Source organism: Pseudomonas quercus (assembly GCF_012033695.1).
Taxonomy (GTDB): domain Bacteria; phylum Pseudomonadota; class Gammaproteobacteria; order Pseudomonadales; family Pseudomonadaceae; genus Aquipseudomonas; species Aquipseudomonas quercus.
The window spans coordinates 366,124-384,729 of sequence record NZ_JAAVJI010000004.1 but is presented as its reverse complement, the minus strand read 5'-3'; the positions used below and the strand labels follow the sequence as shown (position 1 = coordinate 384,729).

Genomic DNA, 18,606 nt, shown 5'->3' with positions numbered 1-18,606 from the left:
TCAACCTGCCCAAAGCCAGCGCACAGGGCCAGGCCCTGGAGAGCAAGGCGTCGGTCCGCCGCTACCTGGAAGAAGTGCCGCTGACTGCAGACGAGCGCGCCATTGTCGAGGGTGATCAGGAAAAGATAGAAGGCTTTATCCGCAAGCTGGAAGGCGTGACGGCGCTGGATGGGCATACCACGCGGGAATGATGGATCCGGCAATCCGGCCGATTGGAACTGCTCGGCCTTTCACACCACTCAACCCTTCAATTTTAAAATCATATTCTGAGGAATACCATGGACCCCATTAGAGGCAGTAGTGCCTATAACATGCAGAGCAGTTCAGTAAACCCTGCGCAAGCCGTAGAGGTAGCGGCAGGAGCGCAGCCGTCTGGGCACACCGACTCGCTGACATCGGCCATGTTGAGCGATCACGCAGTGGCTGCGTTGAATGCTAAAGAAACGCAGGGTAATGAACAGGAAAAGATGCTGGCCGGGTTTGCAAAACAGGCCCTCAGTAGCAGTGGCCAGTTGAAGATTTCGCCCAATCAGCCATTGAACGGCATTGCTCAATTTGAGATGCGACGCAATCAGGACGTATTGGCGATCAAGGCGAAATTGAATGAACGATCGGAATACGACGTTTTAAGCGTAGGGTTTAGACGAGGTTCTGACGAACCTATGTCTATGACATTGTCTGAACCAAGCCACGAAATGGCCAATATTGTGATGCGCAGCGGAAGTGGTCTCAGAGAATTTAATAATAAAAGCATTACGGAGATTGGCTTATTCTGGCATGGAGAACATAATTACGACGAAGCGCCTAATGGGTATAAGATCCCTCCATCCCGTCGAGATTTGACAGAGTTTGTACTTCCATTAAGAGCAGCATTAGGAACCATCGCAACAGATCGGCCCGGTAAATTTTTAGCTCGCCAGCAGGGAGTAGTTGCAACGAAAGCAGGTTTGCTCAATCCAGCTTTAGAGCCTTTTATAAATATTGAAAAGCATGATGATATTTTTTCAAAACATAAGTCAGAAAAAATATTTGTAACTGCTTCGCTAGCTTTTCGTATTGCCAAAGATCACCTTAGAAACAAGGGCATGATGTCGGATATATGGCGTTATACATTCCCTGTAGCGCGTCTAAGGGAAAACATTTCAGCCCAGGTATTCTACGCTGATTTTGACACGGCCGACTACGCACGCCGAGCTGATCTTAATTTTGAAGTTGATGTGCAACGAGAAAAATTAGGTAGAATTAAGCGAGGTCTTTTTGAGCTAGGGGTAGAGGGAGGGGTGCATAGTGACGGTATGGACTGCTTCGGTGCTACTGGACCAAAAGGACTAAATATATTAGAGTCAATACTTCAAAAAGCAACGCTTAACGTCTATCGAGCTGTTCTACCTAGCACTCTCGACCCCCTAAAAATTGATGCGCATGTAAATAAAATAATTGCCGACACAAGCGTACAGGAACTGGATAAGAAACTGTCCATGTTTTTAGTTAGTCAACGATCGTCGCCCGTTCCAAGCTTGCTGAAAGCTAATGCATCCCCGTCATTGGAAGATGACAAACCAATTGAAACACCTTTTGTGAAAAGCAAGATGGCGCAAAAGATTTTTCGCAACCAATCCGCGCAAGAAATTCAAGAAGCCGAAGCGACAAAAGCTATTAACGAGTTAGCTGATGGGGCGGCCGTGAATGCAAGCGCAGTCATTTCACATGTGGTGGAATTACATAGGAAATCGCTGGCGGATCTTGACGGGGCTATGAAAGAGATAACTGAAAAAAGTGATAGTGAAGATTTTCCCAATTGGGCAAAATCGCGCCATGCGCAAGCTCGTAAGGATATGCTCATGAGCGAAGTTAACGATTTTTTCTTGTTTTTGCAGGCTAAACAACCTGAATTTTACAAAAAGCACCCCGTACATGAATCTGATAAAATCACCGACAACGAAGAGTCGAATCTGGAGAATCTTTTCAATGATGAATTAAGGGAAAAGCTAGCTTCGGTAGCTAGTTCTTTTGATAAAAATAAAATTTTAAAGGCGCTTGCTAACAAATATGATTTTTATCAAGAAGATGTGAAAAAAGTAGATAAATTAGACGATACAGACGCATTATGTAAGGTTTTGAGAAAAACAATATGTGATTCCTCTCTCGCGGACCAGCGACTTGCCGTAAAGTCATATGTTTCTGATTTGGCGAAAGATAATGGAAAAAATAGCGCGCGACTTAACATAGGTGAACGCGCAACAGTGGCAGAGCTTAGAAAGCTTCCACAGCAAGCTATCGCTATTATTGGACAGGATCGCATGCAGGCTTTATGGGAATCGAACGTACTTACCGCCATGACTACAGGGCCTCAAGTATGGGAAAGATCTCGCCAGGATTCACACAACTAGAAAGCCGGCATGGATTAAAAAGCAGATTATTTGGTGCACAAGAGGAATCGATTCAGCCGACTACCGACATGTCTTGGATGTGAGCTTTGCACCTGAATCGATCGCCGCTGCTTAGCAGAAAAATTAGGTTGATTTTCCATTCCACATAAACGGTCAAATTTCCGAACGTGTAATGACCTTAATAGAATCAATGACTTACGCTTCAGAAGTTTACAGCATAGACGAAATTTTCTGTGACCTCACTGGCCAGCCTGGCGACCTCACGGTGCTGGGCCGGTCGATCCGCGAGCGTGTGTTGAGGTCTACGGGCATTCCAGTCGGTGTAGGCATCGCACACACGAAGACCCTGGCCAAGCTGGCCAACCACACGGCAAAACGTCTGCAGCAGCACACAGGCGGTGTGGTGGACATCTGCGACCCTTTCAAGCGTGATTGGGTACTGCGCAATACAGCGGTATCCGAAGTGTGGGGAGTGGGTCGCCGTCTAACCGCTCACCTGCAGGCAATGGGTATCCAGTCAGCCATGGACCTGGCCAAGGCTGATCCTGTCATGCTTCGAGCAAAATTCAGCGTTGTCCTGGAGCGCACAGCACGCGAGCTCGCCGGTGTGTCTTGCCTGGCCCTGGACGATCCCGACCCACCTAAGCAGGAAATCTGCTGCAGCCGTATGTTCGGCAAGCGGCTCACTGACCTGGCCCCGATCAAGGAAGCGGTGGCCACCTACACGGCGCGGGCCGCTGAGAAGCTGCGCGCTCAAGGTTCGATGTGCAAGAAGATGCGCATCAGTGTGCGCACCGGTATGTTCAGCCCCGACGAAGCCAAGTATGCGAACGGCATCTTGGTGGAGCTGCCCTACCCTACTCACGATACGCTACTGCTCACCAACGCGGCTACACAGGCCGTGGAGCGCATTTATCGTGAAGGCTATCGCTACAGTAAGGCCGAGGTGCTTTTGTTGGACCTGCGGCAACCTGGTGAATACACCGACGATTTGTTTGCCGTGACTCAGCCAAAGAGGTGCGAGCAGCTGATGGGCATCATGGACAGTATCAATGCCCGCTGGGGTCGGGGTACATTACGCTCAGCTACCGTGCCTATGGAGCCAGACTGGGGCATGCGTCGTGAGTTGATGAGCCAGAGCTACACGACACGAGTTGATCAATTATGGACGGTAGGCTCGCACTAGAAGGTAAAGATTACAAGTTAGTTTATAGCTGAATAGCTAAATTCTAAATTCTAAGCAGTGCATTATTTTTTATCTAGTACAATGGAGTGGCAAGGTGAAAAATCCTAAGGTTTTTATTTCATATAGCTGGTCATCTGATGATCATGAAGTGTGGGTAGAAGATCTAGCTGAACAACTTATGCAGTCTGGTATAGAAACCATCCTAGACAAATGGGATCTAAGTCCTGGACACAATGCTTATCATTTCATGGAACAGATGGTAAATGATAAAAGCATTGATAAAGTTCTTGTTATATGCGACGAAATTTATGTAAAGAAGGCAAACGCATTAGGGGATAGTGGAGTATCAACGGAAACGCAGATAATTTCACCAGCAGTTTACTCGAACGCAAAACAAGATAAATTTGTAGCTTTAGTTAAACAAAGAGATGAAAACGGAAAAGCTTATTTGCCTCATTACTTCAAAGGAAGTACATACATAGATTTTAGCAATCCGGCTCAAACTAGTGAAAGCTTAGAGCGGCTGACTAGATTCATCTTTGGACAACCAGTGCATAGGCGTCCAGAGCTAGGAAAACCGCCGGCCTATATTAGCGATAAAACCATCCCGACATTGGGAACAACAGTGGCTTTCAACCGTACGATGGGAGCACTTAGAGATGGTAAAAGCTATGTAGGAGGGGCTGTTAATGACTATTTGAATATTTTTATTGAGAATTTATAAAAATTTAACATTAGTTTTGTCGAGGCTAATGATGAAAAAAAATCTGATTTAACGTCAGACAGTTTAATTCATTTGCTACCATATCGAAACGAAATAGTAAACTTATTCAGTGCTGTAGCACAGTATTCGCCTTCTTCCGCAATTTTAAAAAGTATACATAGGTTTTTTGAATCGTTGGCTCAGCATATGTTATCCATGCCTCAAGGGCAGTACACTGACTGGGATCGAGATAATTTCAAATTTTTGGCAAGAGAGCTGTTCTTGTATTTAACAGCTGCATTTATAAAACAAGATAGATTTGATGAGTTGGGTAGTTTCTTATCACAGGACTACTATATACATTCAAATATTAATTTTCGTCAAAACTGTCTTTCAGACCATAGTATTTTCTCATGGCATTTAGCTTCCTTAGAATTTAGAAACAGGATCAAAGGTTTTTCAAAGACAAGTTTGCCAGCTACTCTTCTAAAAGAGCGATCTGGCATAGCGGGAACAGTATTTTCCGACATAATGCAAGCGGACTTTTTATTGTATCTGAGATCCCATATAAATATTATAAATGGCTTGGATAGCCCTTCTGGTACATGGTGGCCAGATACGATGGTTTATGTTGGGCACTATGCAGAACCTTTTGAGATATTTTTGAAGTCCTCGTCAGCATCTTATTATGAGCGCATAAGGCCTTTACTGTCTGATCTTACAAGAAAGCAATTTATCGAAATAGTGGAAAATTTAGTTTCTGAAAACCAACTTCCAAAATTCGGTTGGGATAGACTTAGAGTTAATGAACTAATAGGGGTTAATAGTATAGGGAAGAGGCCTTAACTTTAGAGTTATAGAATAATTAATGTGAGATTTCTGACTGTAGAGAAACTATGAAGATCACAATTGAAGGCTATAAGTCTATATGGGGTGGATAGAGAAAACGGAAGAAGTCGTACGCTAAGCGCCGGGCATCTCAGATTAAGGCCATAGGGAGGGTCGAAAAGGCGTCAGAAAGTGCCGAAATCGGTCCCAACCTGACATGATACGAGTGATCAGCCAGACGCCCGGTTGAGGTGTACTCCAATTGGACACGGCTCAGGCAGCGCAAGGATTGCCTCATTATTGCACCGCTTAACGTACGATTTTTTCCGTCTTCTGCGGTCTCCCCTTCAAGGAAAACGCTGATGAACACCGCGATCAAAATTAAACTGCTGTGGCTTGCAATTCTTCTTTTGCTTCAGGGCACAGCTGCTGAGGCTATGGAGTCGGGGCAATATGTTGTGAACGGTATCGGTGGTGACTCCTGTGCGTCATTCGTGCTGTCGCTCTCGGACTACCAGCCTACCAATGCCATCGTTAGTGGCGGCAAGACCTACTATACGATGGCCAATGCTTATACGCAGTGGCTCGCTGGTTACATTACTGCAGGTAGTCAAGGGGCTAACCGGGTTGATGTAAATGGCATGGTTTTGTGGATTAAAAAATACTGCGAAGACAATCCTTCAGAAAGTATTGTATTTGGTGCCGGGGCATTCATTCGCGCTCATCACCTACTGCCTTCGAGTGATACCAAAAGATGATCGCATAAAGCTGATTAGGAAAACACCATGTGTGCTTGAAGTAAGTCCCGTTTGATTGAAGCCGATGGCTACATCGGCTTGGCTTACTTGCGAAGGAGCAGTTTATTATTAATCAATTATATAGGATAAAATCCATGACCAGCCTGCAGGACTAGATCCTCCAAAAGCATTTTTGTAGAAAAATGACCATTAACTAAATTGGTATATAATAATGTCTGCAGATTTTAATAAAATAATTGGTTGTTTTAAATATGGTAATTTGGATGTTAATGGGGATTTGATTATACATGGAGATAAAACATTACTAAAACTGAGAAGTCGATCACAGCCAGTTTTTAATCCTAATCCTCATTCCGTCTATGGTGAAACCCTTGATAGGAAAAAAATAAGCCTTTTCGAATGCGTCGGAAACCGGCCCAACCCGGTGGGGTTGTATCCCGAGTTATTTTATGAGATTGATATATTTCCGCATTACGTGATGGTAGGTGGTCAGCATTTAGATTGGGATGAATCTATATTTGAAAGTGTTTCATTTAAAACCGATGATCTTGGCCTTTTCTTTTCTAAACGTGGGACATTTGGAAGTAAAATTGCAAGTTCTGGAGATATAAAAAAAATATTAGGAGAAGCATGCCAAAAAGCTGAAGTAGATGGCGAAAGAAATGGTGTTATATTCTTCTATTCAGGAGAAGGCCAGATCAAACCAATCAATCTAAGCTTTGGAAAAATCAGTACCAGTATCAGGTTTGAGTCTCAAATTACCGATAGTGGAGGGGTGATATGCCCAGCCGAAACCATAGCTACGATAAAATTCGATACGACTAAGAAATTCTCTCAAGTAATTGATGCAATATTGTCGGTGCTTGAATTTTTAAGTTTCGTTTCTGGACGTTACCAAGGCGTGCAGAAAATTTCAGCTGAAACTAGATTTAAAGGAACGAATGAGATAGATCAAGTATTTTTGTACTGGAGCTTGGCACCTGAAGGCAATAGAAGTTTAATTGAAAGCAAACGAGACTGGCCAATAAGTTTGGACAGAGATGAAGAAGAACTCAGTGAAGTTTTCAAAAACTGGATTGAAAAGCATGTCGGTTGTGTAGATGCAAGAAGAAGAATAATTCAGTGTCAAAAGAAAAATGAGTTTTACGATGGCGATAGAATAGTTGGGGCAGCGAATGCTTTCGATATATTGCCGACTATCGTTTATCCAGTTTTGAATCCTCTTTCAGATGAAGCCTTGCAAAATAAAAAACTATGCAAGGATATTATCATGAAGATGCCACATAGTGAGGAACGTAGTCAGATTTTGTCCACCTTAAACTTTTGGGGTAGCAAGCTTCTCAGTAAAATACTGCACAAGGCCAGTGTTATTGAAAATAGTTCAGAGAATTATTTCAATGGAATTGCTGATGTTCTGAAAATTTCACTAAAGGCGCGAAATTACTATGTCCATGGCACTGATGCTGGTTATCTAGATTACGAAGAAGAGTTGGCCTTTTTAACTGATACGCTTGAGTTTGTGTTTGTTGCATCTGATCTTATAGAGTGCGGATGGAATATTAGATCCTGGTTAAATACGGAGCCAAGCCTTGGTCATCCAATGGCTAGTTACGTTTATTCGTACAAAGCGAAATTAAAAAGATTTAATAAAATTAAATCTAAAGTTTCTGATAACTCTAAAACTTAATGAAATTTCAATATTTCACCTTGTAGGTAGGTGAATCCTCCGGCCTGTTCTGCCGTCGATCATAGATCCTGGTCGTGCTGATGTTGGCATGCCCCAGCCAGGCCTGGACCTTGGCAATGTCCGCCTCATGCTCCAGGGCATTAGTGGCCGCCGTTGCACGAAGGCCATGTACGCCCAGGCCAGCGACCTCGATGCCGGCCTTTTTCGCATAGGCTTCCACTACTTTATAGATGCCATCTGCAGTGATGCCACCTCGATCTATGGGGCCGCGTAACGGCAGAAACAGCGGCCCTTTCGGCGTGACCAGGTGATGCCCCGAGCGCTCCAGGTAATCGTGGATGCGGTCAGCTGCCACCGGGTGCAGGGGCAGGTAACGCACCTTGCCGCCCTTGCCGTGAATCAATAGATGCTTGATACCACGCCGCTCCAGCATGTCGCTGACGCCTAGCTGCGCGGCTTCTTCCCGCCGAAGGCCGTGGTAGAGCAGCACGGCCAGAATGGCACGGTCCCGCAGCCCTTTCAGGGTGGCCACGTCCGGTGCGTCCAGGAGCGCCTTGGCCTGGTGATCGCCCAGGGCCGGGGTCTTGCCTTCGTTGCTCTCGATCTTGGGCCGTTTGACCCCGTGTACCGGGTTGCCACCGGCGACCGCGTTGCATTCCAGCAAATGGTCGAACAGGCTGGCCAACGCAGCAAGTTTGCGTCGGATAGTAGCTCCGGCCAGGCCTCGGTGCTCCAGCTGGGCACGCTAGGCCAGCACGTGGGAGCGCGTTACCACCCGAAACTCGTCTGCAGTAGCCAACCCTATAAAGGAGCAGAAGTCTTCCAGGTCGTTTTGGTAGGCACGACGCGTGCGCGGGTTATCGATGTTGGCAAACCATTCGACGGCAGCCGGTACCGCGGCCAGGTGTTGAAACTCGGCCGCGGTCAATCGACGCTCGCTGTCCTCTTTGTGCACCGTTAGCGTGCGCATGACCCCTCTCCTCCCCCAAAACGCTTTTTTGACGCAGCCGAGCGAAAACTCTTGATAACCTATTTTATGGTATTTAAGGCCAGATTGGCCAAAACACAGTCTTCAACCGGTTCAGCTGCCCTCAATATCAGAAATTTCAGTAAAAATTCTCTGAACCGTCATGATTTCACAATAAAACCTTGTTAATCATAGACCTATTATTTCTATTCAAAAAAAATGAATGCGTGTCAACTTTTTGAATCTGCATTTACGAATTAATAGGCACGGCTAGAGCCAAATAAAATAGGTTTTCTAGGAACTACGTTGAGGAAGCGCCCACTTAGCCTAAAAAAGGAGGGGCTTTATGCGTATAGGGATAGATAACTCACTCCGACCCGCAATCAGAGAGGTCGGCTCGCCTCCATTAACGGATTCTATTTTATCGCACCTTTCACAGCGTCGACAGAGCGCAAGCATCATGGGGACCGGAAGTATTGAGAGTGACGCTGCGATTCGTCCACTGCGGATACGGCAAATGGCCGGGCAACCCTTACTTCATCAACCGGTTGGTTATCTGGATCGCCCTAGCAATACAAATTTAACAGCTATTATGGCCCGTTTTGACCAGGCTTATAGAGCTGAAGGAGCGGTTCAAAACGCCGAGGAAGAAACGCAGTTTCGCTCAGAGCAGGAAATATTAGCTTTGACTGCCACAACTGCTCTCCCTAATGCAGGACTGATACCTTTCGAATCACCACGGCCAGCCCCGTCCCCTCCTATGCGAGATCATCACGACAGGCTGGCCAACAGGCTCATGAATAAATTTGCGCCTCCAGTGACTAAAAAATTGCATAAAGATCGACCGCCACCCAAGCCAACTGGAAAAGAGAGTACGGCCACTAGGCTGATGAACAACCTTGCGCCGCCAGTGATCAACAGGCTGCAAAAAGATCGACCTTTACCCAAGCCAATTGGGGAAGAGAGTACAGCCTCTAGGTTGATGGATAAGCTTGCGTCCCCTGTGACTCACAAGCTTCAAAAAGATCGACCGGCCTCCCAGCCAACCGGGCAAAAGGGCATGGTCACTAGACTAGTGAACAAGCTTGCCCCTCCGGTAAGCAATAAGCTGAAAAAAAAACCGCCTCTAAGTTCATCGTTGAATGCGCATATTGTCTCTGACCCCCTGCTTATGCCCGGCCATACTATGAATTCTGGTTGGTCAGTATCTACAGACGACGGCATAGGTCGCGTTAGAAGAGTGTTCGATCGCTTTACACCTGATTTTAAGGCCCATTTGAAACACTTCTGGAAAGGAGATCCTGTGCATGAATCCTGATTTGAAAATTAAAGAATTACTTGATCAACTTTCGAAAGCTTGCGGTAGCTCGTTTAGTTTAAATGATGGTGTATGTGCTATTTATATGGGAGACCAGGAAAAGGCTGCTACACTGGAATTTCCCACAGGCTCTTCTTACGTGTTTATCCATCGGGCGATTTGTGATCCAAAAAACGTGGACAGAGCTACTTATGAATTGCTGCTGCGTATGAACTTCGAGGCTAACGCGATGCGCGGGTGCTGGGTTGCTATGGATAATTATAACATCCTCCGGCTTTGTACTCAGCTGGACCCTTTGTCACTTAGCGGCCGGCAATTTATAGCAATCTTGACTGGCTTCATTAGTCTAGGCCAAGACCTTGAAGAAGTATTGAAGCAGCGGGCACAGCCTGACAGGAGGCCGGTTATGCGCTAATTGGCGTCATGTGTTACGAGAAACTTTTCTACTACTGCGATTTGTCTTAGTGCGCAAGGCGGCGCATAGGCTGTAGATATTGGAAAACCGCTCGCCCGTAACAGTAACACCGCTAACTATAATAACTTTTATTTTTACTAATTTTGCAGCTTCAGCCGAGGAAGCTATCCTAATGTCTTTCCAATACCAACGTACAATTTTTAGCATCAATGGCTAAACCACATTTTTCCTGTTCCAGTCTAGCAAACTTTTTTTCAGTTGCCGGTGCCCCATCAAGAGTTACCTGCCAAAACACTCGATCAAACCAGTCCAAGCTAGATAGCTTGCCTTCTATGTCATGACTGCGTAGCACTTGTTGATTGGTATGTTTGTCGAAGATCGCCAGGCTTATTTTCTTTTCGAGCGCAACAATCAGTTCAAGCCGCACCGCTATGCTTTCACCCCACGGAAGGCGATTTATTGAATGAAGGAAAGTAATTGCTAGATTAGGGATCATTTTTACTAGCTCAATAATATGGATCCAATAATTCTAGCACAAAATTCAGGGCCTTTCGGTTTTCTTGCCCTATGTATGATAATGTCCTTTATCATACATACTGATAGGTTCGCTCCAAATAGTAAATTTTGATAAAATGTCATGAATAAGTGATGTTTTATAGGAACTTCTAGGGGGATACAATGATGGCTGATGAACCAAAAAAATTTACTATCAGTGACGAAGAACGTCAGCGTCGCAAAAAGGCTTGCGATTATGCGAGGGGTTCAGTTGGTCTGGAGGGTTTTGTTCATGTGTAGGAATTTCAAAGATTTCTACACATCAAGAGAGGCGTCAGGCAAGAACATTACGGTGCGATTGGCCTTGGAGAGTCAGAGGCCGGATAGCAAATTCAAACAGCTTTTGCTGTAAACTGCTGATCGGGAAGTGGTTTTTAGCACTAAACCCGCACTGCGGACGTACCTTCCCCGCATCACGGTTTCACGTACCTCATCCGCGCAATAGTATGGGCATGGGTCACTAGCCCCTTTACCGTCAGCCCGCTGATCGCTGCCATGTACACCATCTTCGTTCCGCACAGCACGCAGCTGAACGGATCAACGTTTAAAAACGCTTTGGCCATCTGCGCAAAATACAGCTTTGGCGTTAAACCTGGTTTCGTCATCTCCAGTGCTTCATACACCTTCGGCAGGTATTGCCCGCACACCCGATTGGCTAGAAACCCAAAATACCGGATCATCCGAAAATGCTTCTCCGGGAGGTGCTGCACCATCCGGCGCAGCATGTCGGCCTGGCTCACCGACTCCTGCTGATAGGTCTGCGTGCGGTGATCCAGATAGGTAAAACTTAAGGTGGCACCCGACGTGTAATGCGCCAAACGGCTGCCCGAGATCGGCGGTTTCTTCAGGTAGCGGCCCAGGTAATTCACGGTCTTGCGACCGTTTTCCGTCTTCTTAATAGATGTGCTAGTGCTGACCACCCGCATTAAGCACCAGGTTTCGCCAGTCACTTTCACAGGTGATATGCGCCAGCTCCGGTGGCATTGTGATCTGACCCCAATGCTCCAACAGATGGTTGCGCACATTCCACATCCAGCGCCGACGCATCGTCTTTTCGTGAAACGCGATATTTTTCCAGACGCCCTGCTCATCCAGGCCGCCAGCAGTAGCCGACAGGTGCACGTGAGGATGCCAGTTGAGCCGTCGTCCGTAGGTGTGGAGTGCGCCAAACAGCCCGATGCGCAAACCCCGCCGCTGCCCCGCATACAGCAGGTTGTCAGCGGCCAAACGACACAACGCATCAAGCAAGCCACGGTTGTAAAAGAACAACGGCCACAGCGTATCGGGCAGCGTGAACACCAGGTGGTACCACGCGCAGTCAGGCAAGCGGTTATGCTGGACGGCGATCCACTGATCAGTGGCTTTTTTGCCGCACGACGGGCAGGCCCGACAATGACAGGTGTTGCACAGGTATTTGACGTGGGGACAGCGGTCACTGGCGCAGGTGTAGTGCTTCACACCCAGGATCGAGGTGCCGCAGGCCAGCATCTTGCTGACCGACTCCACTTCGATATCCCGCAAACCACCGGCCTCCAGCAAACCTGCCCAGCAGCCATTGGCCGTGAACAGGTTTTTCAAAGGCCTTGGTTTGAAGCTGGTAGGCATGCCGGGTCATGTCACCGAACGCATTGAGAGGAGCAAACCCTATCATATCGGCCTCAACGACCGGCCGCGGTCAGTTCGCCGAGCTTGCTTTGAAGCGCGCCGGAAGCCCCCCGCTGTTTAGTCGCCAAGGCCAGTATCTCATCGTGGGAAACGCCACCCTGGGTCAGTTGCGGATAGACCTGCAATAGCGTGTCCAGCGTTTTCTTAGCACCGCCGTTGCCACCAATCCTCACCAGGTTGTCGTTGCCAAAGCCTGCCTGACGCAGGGCCGGGCCCTTGTCCAGCAGCGCCTGCAAGGCCTGCTGACCCCCGTTGTTGGCGGCAATCCTCACCAGGTTATCGGCACTGAAGCCTGCCTGACGCAGGGCCGGGCCCTTGTCCAGCAGCGCCTGCAAGGCCTGCGCGCCGCCTATGTTGGCCGCGACCTTGACCAGGTTGTCGTTGCTGAAGCCGGCCTGACGCAGGGCCGGGCCCTTGTCCAGCAGCGCCTGCAAGGCCTGCTGACCCCCGTGATGGGCCGCGATCTTGATGACCTGCTCACGGCCCCCCAATGCATGTTGAAGCTCGTCGAGATGCTGTATCACATAGTTCAGGGTGGCGTTGCCGGCGGCTTTCTGGATTTTTTTATGGTCAGCGGTACTCAGTGCTTGAGACGAAGTGTTTGCCGATCGAGCGGACGTGGCTGAGCGCGCGGAAGCAGCTGGATAGGGGCTGTGTCTGACGGTATGAGTGTCGGTGTGAGTGGCGCGGGTTCGACTGGGCCCGGGAACGCCTGCCGAGACGTTGGCCGAGCCGGCCTGGGAAAAGACCATGGACTGGGTACTGACCGAGGCGCCTGAACTCTGCTGTTTATCTTGCGGGTTATGTCGTTGTATCCATTCATTCATTAAGTCGCTGTTTGAGAAAACAGACAAATTGGTCCGTGAAGGTGGTAGAGAGGCCATAGACGAAGCCGCCTGTTCCGAAGCAGGTGCCTGTGTTGCCCTATGAGGGGGTTCGAAATGAGCCTGACAATAGATCTGCCCCATCTGAAGGTCACGTTTAAGCTCACTAATGACTACGTGTTTCAAACCTTGGGATGGATCAAGCTCACAGCTGAGCATCATCCGCTCGGGGTAATTCTTAGGTAAGTGCGCGGATGCAAAGTAATCTTTTGCTCCGATAATGTAGGTGTACACCCCATCCTTATCAGGCGAGCGTGCCAGCGGCTCTTTAGGCGTTTCGGAGCGCAGTGCGCTATGGAGAAGCTCAGCTTCGCTGTCAGAAAGGGCTGTCATGGTACGCCCGACGTGGAAGGTGAAGTTACCGATCTGTACGGAAGCGGGTAAGGCAGCGATTGAGGGGTGAGCTGACGTACCTACGTGTAGGGTATCTGGCCTTAAGGGTTCACCAGCGGAGGGCAACACGGTGTTCGGTGATACCAGACGGCCTGTTTGGGTGGGATTCATTGCTGATTAACCTATGCCTACAGATGATAGGCCGAGAGAGACAGCCCGAATGCCAGTGGGTGGCCAAAAGCGTCTGGAGAGTTCCGGTGCCAAGCGCGCGGGCACAACGATGTTTAATCCAGGCAACTCAGATCTGAAGCAGGCACGGACCGATTTGCAGCCGCAGGCTGCCAAGTTCAACGGACTATGGCGTTGCGTCGAGCGGCCAGGACAGTGTTCTCACTTCAGCAGGCCATCCAGACTATTGCTGTCCACGCGCAGCCCGTAGCTGGGCCTGGATGCGGGCATTCCTTGCCCCTAATCCATCTTCATTTAGAGCATTGGCGATTTCATCACAAGTTCTCAATGAACGACCGTCGTTATCATCATTGTCCTTATACAGGCGCGCCTGGATCTGCTCATCCGTGGCGCTTGTCAGATGCCGTGGCACCCCGGCAGCTTGCATTTGGGCAACGATGCGGTGGGTTTTTGCCCCCCATCTGTCTTCGCGCATGGCGCTGATGACTTCCTGCTGAGTTCTCAACGAGCCGTCTTCTGGATCGTGTAAATACTCCCTGATCTTCTCGTCTGTGGCGCCGGGAAGTTGCCGTAGCCCCGCGAGAGCCTGCAGCCGGCCTTGGATGCGGTTGTCACCTGCGCTGAATCCGGCGGTTCGTAGAAGGCGGCCAATTTCCTTATTAGTTCTGAACGTCTCGCCGTCATCGTTGTACAGAAGCGCGTCGATCTGAGCATCCGTGACTTTTTGCCGTTTTGGCCGCTGGCTTTCGGACGTCGCCCCCGACCTAGAGGGTAGAGAAGGTACTTGGTTGGGTGTGCTGCGTGGCGCAAGAATGCGCAGGTTCCGGCTAGACCTGGAAACCTCTGCCGAGGCGCCGGCTGAGCCGTTATGGGAAAAGACCCTGGACTGGGTACTGACCGAGGCGCCTGAACCCTGACGTAGCTCCTCATCCTGAGGATTATGTCCTTGTATCAATTCTTTCATTAAGTCGCTGTTTGAGAAAACAGATAAATGGGTACGTGAAGGTGGTTGACCGGCCATAGACGAAGGCGCCTGTTCCGAAGCGGGTGTCTGTGTTGCCATATGAGGGGGTTCGAAATGGGCCTGACAATAGGCGTGCCCACTCTTAAGATCACTGATGACTACGCTTTGCAAACCTAGAGATGGATCAAGCGCGCAGCTGACCATCATCCGCTCGGGGCCCTGTCGGGGTAGATGTGCGGATGCAAAGTAATCTGTTGCTCCGATAACGTAGGAGTACACGCCGTCCTTATCAGGCGAGCTTGCCAGCGGCTCTTTAGGCATTTCGGAGCGCAGTGCGCTATGGAGAAGCTCAGCTTCGCTGTCAGAAAGAACTGTCATGGTACGGCCGACGTGGAAGGTGAAGTTACCGATCTGTACGGAAGCGGGTAAGGCAGCGATTGAGGGGTGAGCTGACGTACCTACGTGTAGGGTATCTGGCCTTAAGGGTTCACCAGCGGAGGGCAAGACGGTGTTCGGTGATACCAGACGGCCTGTTTGGGTGGGATTCATTGCTGATTAACCTATGCCTACAGATGATAGGCCGAGAGAGACAGCCCGAATGCCAGTGGGTGGCCAAAAGCGTCTGGAGAGTTCCGGTGCCAAGCGCGCGGGCACAACGATGTTTAATCCAGGCAACTCAGATCTGAAGCAGGCACGGACCGATTTGCAGCCGCAGGCTGCCAAGTTCGCCGCTACCTGGAAGAAGTACCGCTGACGGCGGACGAGCGCGCCATCGTCGAGGGTGATCAGGAAAAGATCGAGGGGTTTATCCAAAAGCTGGAAGGCGTGACGGCGCTAGACGGGCATACCACGCGGGAATGATGGATCCGGTAATCCGGCCCAACTGGAACTGCTCGGCCTTTCACGCCATTCACTCCCTTTAGTGTGAATACCCTATTCTGAGGAATATCATGGACCCCATTAGAGGCAGTAGTGCCTATAACATGCAGAGCAGTTCAGCAAGCCCTGCACAAGCCGCACAGGCAGCGGCAGGAGCGCACCCGTCTGGGCATGCTGACTCGCTGATGGCTCATATGTTAAGCGATCACACAGTCGCTGCGTTGAATGCTAAAGAAACACAGGGTAATGAACGGGAAAAGATGCTGGCCGGGTTTGCAAAACAGGCCCTCAGTAGCAGTAGCCAGTTGAAGCTTTCGCCCAATCAACCAGCGGACGGTGATGCTCAGTTTGGGATACGACGCAATCAAGATGTGTTGGTGATCAAAGCGAGATTGAATGAGAATGATCGGTCTAAATATGACGTTTTAAGCGTAGGGTTTAGAAGAGGCTCTGAAGGGTCCATTTCCATGGGGCTGTCTGTGCCGGCCCCCATTCAAAGTTCTTTTTTAGAGCGTATGCCTAAAGAATTAATTCATATGACTCTAGACAATGTCCCAAACGGCGGATCCAAAAGTCGGGTGACCTCATTGGCACTTAGCTCCAAGAGTTTGTATGCATTGGGGTTGGAAAAAACTCTGGCGAAAGCGAAATGTTCGGCTCTTCTTGATCGCTTGACTGCTATTAAGAGTATTCCGGCAGATCAAGGCCCCGATGGATGGGGTGGCGCCAGGCTTGTTGAATTTAAAGCAGTTTTAGGGAGCCTTTATGAATTCCGAGGTAAGGAAAAAATGGATTTGATTAGCGGGCTGGCAGAAGAAATTGACAACCTTAATTTTAAAAGCGGCGATGGCTTCAAGCTAATGCTGGATCTGGTAGAAAGCCTCAGCCGTTCTAAAATTCTGAAGTCAGTCGATCCAGAACACCAAGCCGCACAGATTCGTGATCTAAACAAAACTGTCGCGAATTTGGTAAGTGCGCTTGCAAGAGTTGGAACAGGTAGTAATGTGAGTGCCCAAGATAGACCTGAGGTGTTTGAGAAGCTATGCTCAGCCCTTGAAGGGCTAGAGGGAGAAAATGGAGCAAATCACGCTGCAGCTGCTTTGCCTAACTTGGCCGGTTGGTATGCCTGGCATTCTGAAACGCTTGGTCCGGAACGATTCGGAAAGCTTATAGAACTCGCAGATCGTAATAAGCTTTATACGAATAATGAATTTAAATCCGAAATGGTCATAAGTCTCACATCAAAGCGAGCACAACACGATAAGGCTGAGGATATAGCCAATCATTTCAATGTACTTTGCGGAATCAGTAAGACAATTGAAAAGGACGAAACCAAGTCAGATGTCATGACTTACTTGACCGAACGGTTGAATTGGATCGATGACGAAGCTCTTCGAAAGATCAGCAAGAATCACATTGCTGATGCGGTAGGTACCATCAATAACCCCGTGCTGAAAGCACTGGTCGCTGCTGTGACGCCGGTCCCGCAGGACGACTAAAACAACCTCGCCGGAGCGGTAGCTGATGCAGCCAATGCTTGCTATGGACACCGGCCTTCGGCGTCATATTCAGTCGCTTTTCCATTCCACATAAACGGGCAAATGTCCGAACGTGTCATGACCCTGATCGAGAGCATGGTGGCCGGCTCCGAGGTGTACAGCATCGACGAAATTTTCTGTGACCTCACTGGCCAGCCTGGCGACCTCACGGTGTTTGGCCGCTCCATCCGCGAGCGGGTAATGATGGCTACGGGTATTCCTGTGGGTGTAGGCATCGCACACACCAAGACCCTGGCCAAGCTGGCCAACCACACAGCCAAACGCCTGCTGCAGCATACAGGCGGTGTGGTGGACATTTGCGACCCATTCAAGCGTGATTGGGTACTGCGCAACACGGCCGTGTGCGAGGTGTGGGGCGTTGGCCGCCGCCTGGCGGCTCACCTGCAAGCGATGGGTATCCAATCGGCCATGGACCTGGCCAAGGCTGATCCTGTCATGCTTCGGGCGAAATTCAGCGTCGTTCTGGAGCGCACCGCTCGCGAGCTGGCCGGTGTCTCCTGCCTGGCCCTGGACGACCCCGACCCACCCAAGCAGGAAATCTGCTGCAGCCGCATGTTCGGCACACGGCTCACCGAGCTGCCCCCCCTCAAGGAAGCGGTGGCCACCTACACCGCGCGGGCCGCTGAGAAGCTGCGTGCTCAAGGGTCCCTGTGCAAGAAGATGCGCATCAGCATCAAAACCGGCATGTTCAACCCGGATGAGGCCAAGTATGCGAATGGCGTGCTGGTGGAGCTGCCCTACCCTACGAACGACACGCTGTTGATGACCAACGCGGCTACCTATGCCGTGGAACGCATTTTTCGGGACGGCTACAGGTATAGCAAGGCCGAGGTGCTGTTGCTGGACTTGCGGCAGCCTGGTGAGTATACGCACGACCTGTTTGCACTTACCCAGCCGAAAAAGTTCGAGCAGTTGATGAATACGCTGGACAGCATCAATGCGCGCTGGGGCCGGGGTACGTTGCGGGCGGCTGCGGTGCCCATAGCGCCGGATTGGGGGATGCGTCGGGAGTTCATGAGCCAGAGCTATACGACACGGGTGGACCAGTTGTGGACGGTGAGCGCGCACTAACGTGACGATAGACTAATGAAGGGGCAAACGAACCATGTAGGGACGGTATTCCATGCATGAATCGACGGACCACTACCTGCGTGAGCTAGGCCCTGGCCAACTGGCCATTGGCTAAATGCCCTCTGAGCCGATCAACCGCTACGGCCTAGCGCCCAAGACAAAATGCCCGGGGCCCTTGCGATTACAGCTCATCGCGGCCCTCGTCATGTTCTGGCCCATGGTCAGGCCGAAACTGCTTTGGACGTGATCTTTCTT

General features: G+C 49.5%; 12 protein-coding genes and 4 pseudogenes. 11 read left to right on the top strand and 5 right to left on the bottom strand.

Going from position 1 to position 18,606, the window contains the following annotated elements:
- The 7 genes and pseudogenes from HBH25_RS10515 to HBH25_RS10485 form a co-directional block, all read left to right on the top strand.
- Positions 1 to 191, top strand: a 191-nt coding sequence (locus HBH25_RS10515) for a hypothetical protein (RefSeq protein ID WP_168083850.1), incomplete at its 5' end; no start/stop codon positions are given.
- 87 nt (positions 192 to 278) lie between these two features.
- Positions 279 to 2,390: a hypothetical protein gene (locus HBH25_RS10510; RefSeq protein ID WP_168083849.1), complete on the top strand. Its 2,112-nt coding sequence runs from the start codon at positions 279 to 281 to the stop codon at positions 2,388 to 2,390.
- 151 nt (positions 2,391 to 2,541) lie between these two features.
- Positions 2,542 to 3,576, top strand: a pseudogene (locus HBH25_RS10505) (DinB/UmuC family translesion DNA polymerase); the annotation flags it as partial.
- A 94-nt stretch (positions 3,577 to 3,670) separates the two neighbouring features.
- Positions 3,671 to 4,300: a toll/interleukin-1 receptor domain-containing protein gene (locus tag HBH25_RS10500; protein WP_168083847.1), complete on the top strand. Its 630-nt coding sequence runs from the start codon at positions 3,671 to 3,673 to the stop codon at positions 4,298 to 4,300.
- Positions 4,301 to 4,495: 195 nt separating this feature from the next.
- Positions 4,496 to 5,125, top strand: coding sequence for a hypothetical protein (locus HBH25_RS10495; protein WP_168083846.1), 630 nt, complete (start codon positions 4,496 to 4,498; stop codon positions 5,123 to 5,125).
- Between the two features lie 344 nt (positions 5,126 to 5,469).
- Positions 5,470 to 5,865: a hypothetical protein gene (locus HBH25_RS10490; protein ID WP_168083845.1), complete on the top strand. Its 396-nt coding sequence runs from the start codon at positions 5,470 to 5,472 to the stop codon at positions 5,863 to 5,865.
- A 211-nt stretch (positions 5,866 to 6,076) separates the two neighbouring features.
- Complete coding sequence (locus tag HBH25_RS10485) at positions 6,077 to 7,552, top strand: ApeA N-terminal domain 1-containing protein (RefSeq protein WP_168083844.1); 1,476 nt, start codon at positions 6,077 to 6,079, stop codon at positions 7,550 to 7,552.
- A gap of 7 nt (positions 7,553 to 7,559) precedes the next feature.
- On the opposite strand, the pseudogene HBH25_RS10480 reads toward HBH25_RS10485, so the two are convergent.
- Positions 7,560 to 8,522, bottom strand: a pseudogene (locus HBH25_RS10480) (tyrosine-type recombinase/integrase).
- A 514-nt stretch (positions 8,523 to 9,036) separates the two neighbouring features.
- Between HBH25_RS10480 and HBH25_RS10475 the strand changes: the two are divergent.
- Together HBH25_RS10475 and HBH25_RS10470 are read left to right on the top strand one after the other, a co-directional pair.
- Positions 9,037 to 9,837 (top strand): hypothetical protein, encoded by an 801-nt coding sequence (locus tag HBH25_RS10475; protein ID WP_168083843.1) that lies wholly within the window; start codon positions 9,037 to 9,039, stop codon positions 9,835 to 9,837.
- Positions 9,827 to 10,252 carry a type III secretion system chaperone gene (locus HBH25_RS10470; protein WP_168083842.1) on the top strand — a complete coding sequence of 142 codons (426 nt, stop codon included), beginning with the start codon at positions 9,827 to 9,829 and terminating at the stop codon, positions 10,250 to 10,252. The genes HBH25_RS10475 and HBH25_RS10470 overlap by 11 nt, the downstream gene beginning before the upstream one ends.
- Before the next feature lie 169 nt (positions 10,253 to 10,421).
- Here the strand turns inward: HBH25_RS10470 and HBH25_RS10465 are convergent, their stop codons facing one another.
- The 4 genes and pseudogenes from HBH25_RS10465 to HBH25_RS10450 all read right to left on the bottom strand — a co-directional run bounded on the left by HBH25_RS10465 (position 10,422) and on the right by HBH25_RS10450 (position 15,220).
- Positions 10,422 to 10,748: a hypothetical protein gene (locus tag HBH25_RS10465; RefSeq protein WP_168083841.1), complete on the bottom strand. Its 327-nt coding sequence runs from the start codon at positions 10,746 to 10,748 to the stop codon at positions 10,422 to 10,424.
- Positions 10,749 to 11,220: 472 nt separating this feature from the next.
- Positions 11,221 to 12,412 (bottom strand): annotated as a pseudogene (locus HBH25_RS10460) (IS91 family transposase).
- Between the two features lie 53 nt (positions 12,413 to 12,465).
- A complete protein-coding gene (locus HBH25_RS10455; RefSeq protein ID WP_168083840.1) occupies positions 12,466 to 13,299 on the bottom strand; it encodes a TAL effector repeat-containing protein in 834 nt (277 codons plus the stop codon).
- An 802-nt stretch (positions 13,300 to 14,101) separates the two neighbouring features.
- Positions 14,102 to 15,220 (bottom strand): hypothetical protein, encoded by a 1,119-nt coding sequence (locus HBH25_RS10450; RefSeq protein ID WP_168083839.1) that lies wholly within the window; start codon positions 15,218 to 15,220, stop codon positions 14,102 to 14,104.
- Between the two features lie 572 nt (positions 15,221 to 15,792).
- Between HBH25_RS10450 and HBH25_RS10445 the strand changes: the two genes are divergently transcribed.
- Both HBH25_RS10445 and HBH25_RS10440 read left to right on the top strand, forming a co-directional pair.
- On the top strand, positions 15,793 to 17,220 hold the full coding sequence (locus HBH25_RS10445) for a hypothetical protein (protein WP_168083838.1): 1,428 nt from the start codon (positions 15,793 to 15,795) through the stop codon (positions 17,218 to 17,220).
- Positions 17,221 to 17,316: 96 nt separating this feature from the next.
- Positions 17,317 to 18,351, top strand: a pseudogene (locus HBH25_RS10440) (DUF4113 domain-containing protein); the annotation flags it as partial.
- Positions 18,352 to 18,606 lie beyond the last annotated feature (255 nt).

Bases quoted from the DNA above. Each gene is read 5' to 3' on its own strand.
- HBH25_RS10450 (WP_168083839.1), bottom strand. From the start codon at position 15,220: ATGACAGTTCTTTCTGACAGCGAAGCTGAGCTTCTCCATAGCGCACTG.
- HBH25_RS10445 (WP_168083838.1), top strand. From the start codon at position 15,793: ATGGACCCCATTAGAGGCAGTAGTGCCTATAACATGCAGAGCAGTTCA.
- HBH25_RS10475 (WP_168083843.1), top strand. From the start codon at position 9,037: ATGGCCGGGCAACCCTTACTTCATCAACCGGTTGGTTATCTGGATCGC.
- HBH25_RS10495 (WP_168083846.1), top strand. From the start codon at position 4,496: ATGCCTCAAGGGCAGTACACTGACTGGGATCGAGATAATTTCAAATTT.
- HBH25_RS10485 (WP_168083844.1), top strand. From the start codon at position 6,077: ATGTCTGCAGATTTTAATAAAATAATTGGTTGTTTTAAATATGGTAAT.
- HBH25_RS10510 (WP_168083849.1), top strand. From the start codon at position 279: ATGGACCCCATTAGAGGCAGTAGTGCCTATAACATGCAGAGCAGTTCA.
- HBH25_RS10455 (WP_168083840.1), bottom strand. From the start codon at position 13,299: ATGAATGAATGGATACAACGACATAACCCGCAAGATAAACAGCAGAGT.
- HBH25_RS10470 (WP_168083842.1), top strand. From the start codon at position 9,827: ATGAATCCTGATTTGAAAATTAAAGAATTACTTGATCAACTTTCGAAA.
- HBH25_RS10465 (WP_168083841.1), bottom strand. From the start codon at position 10,748: ATGATCCCTAATCTAGCAATTACTTTCCTTCATTCAATAAATCGCCTT.
- HBH25_RS10490 (WP_168083845.1), top strand. From the start codon at position 5,470: ATGAACACCGCGATCAAAATTAAACTGCTGTGGCTTGCAATTCTTCTT.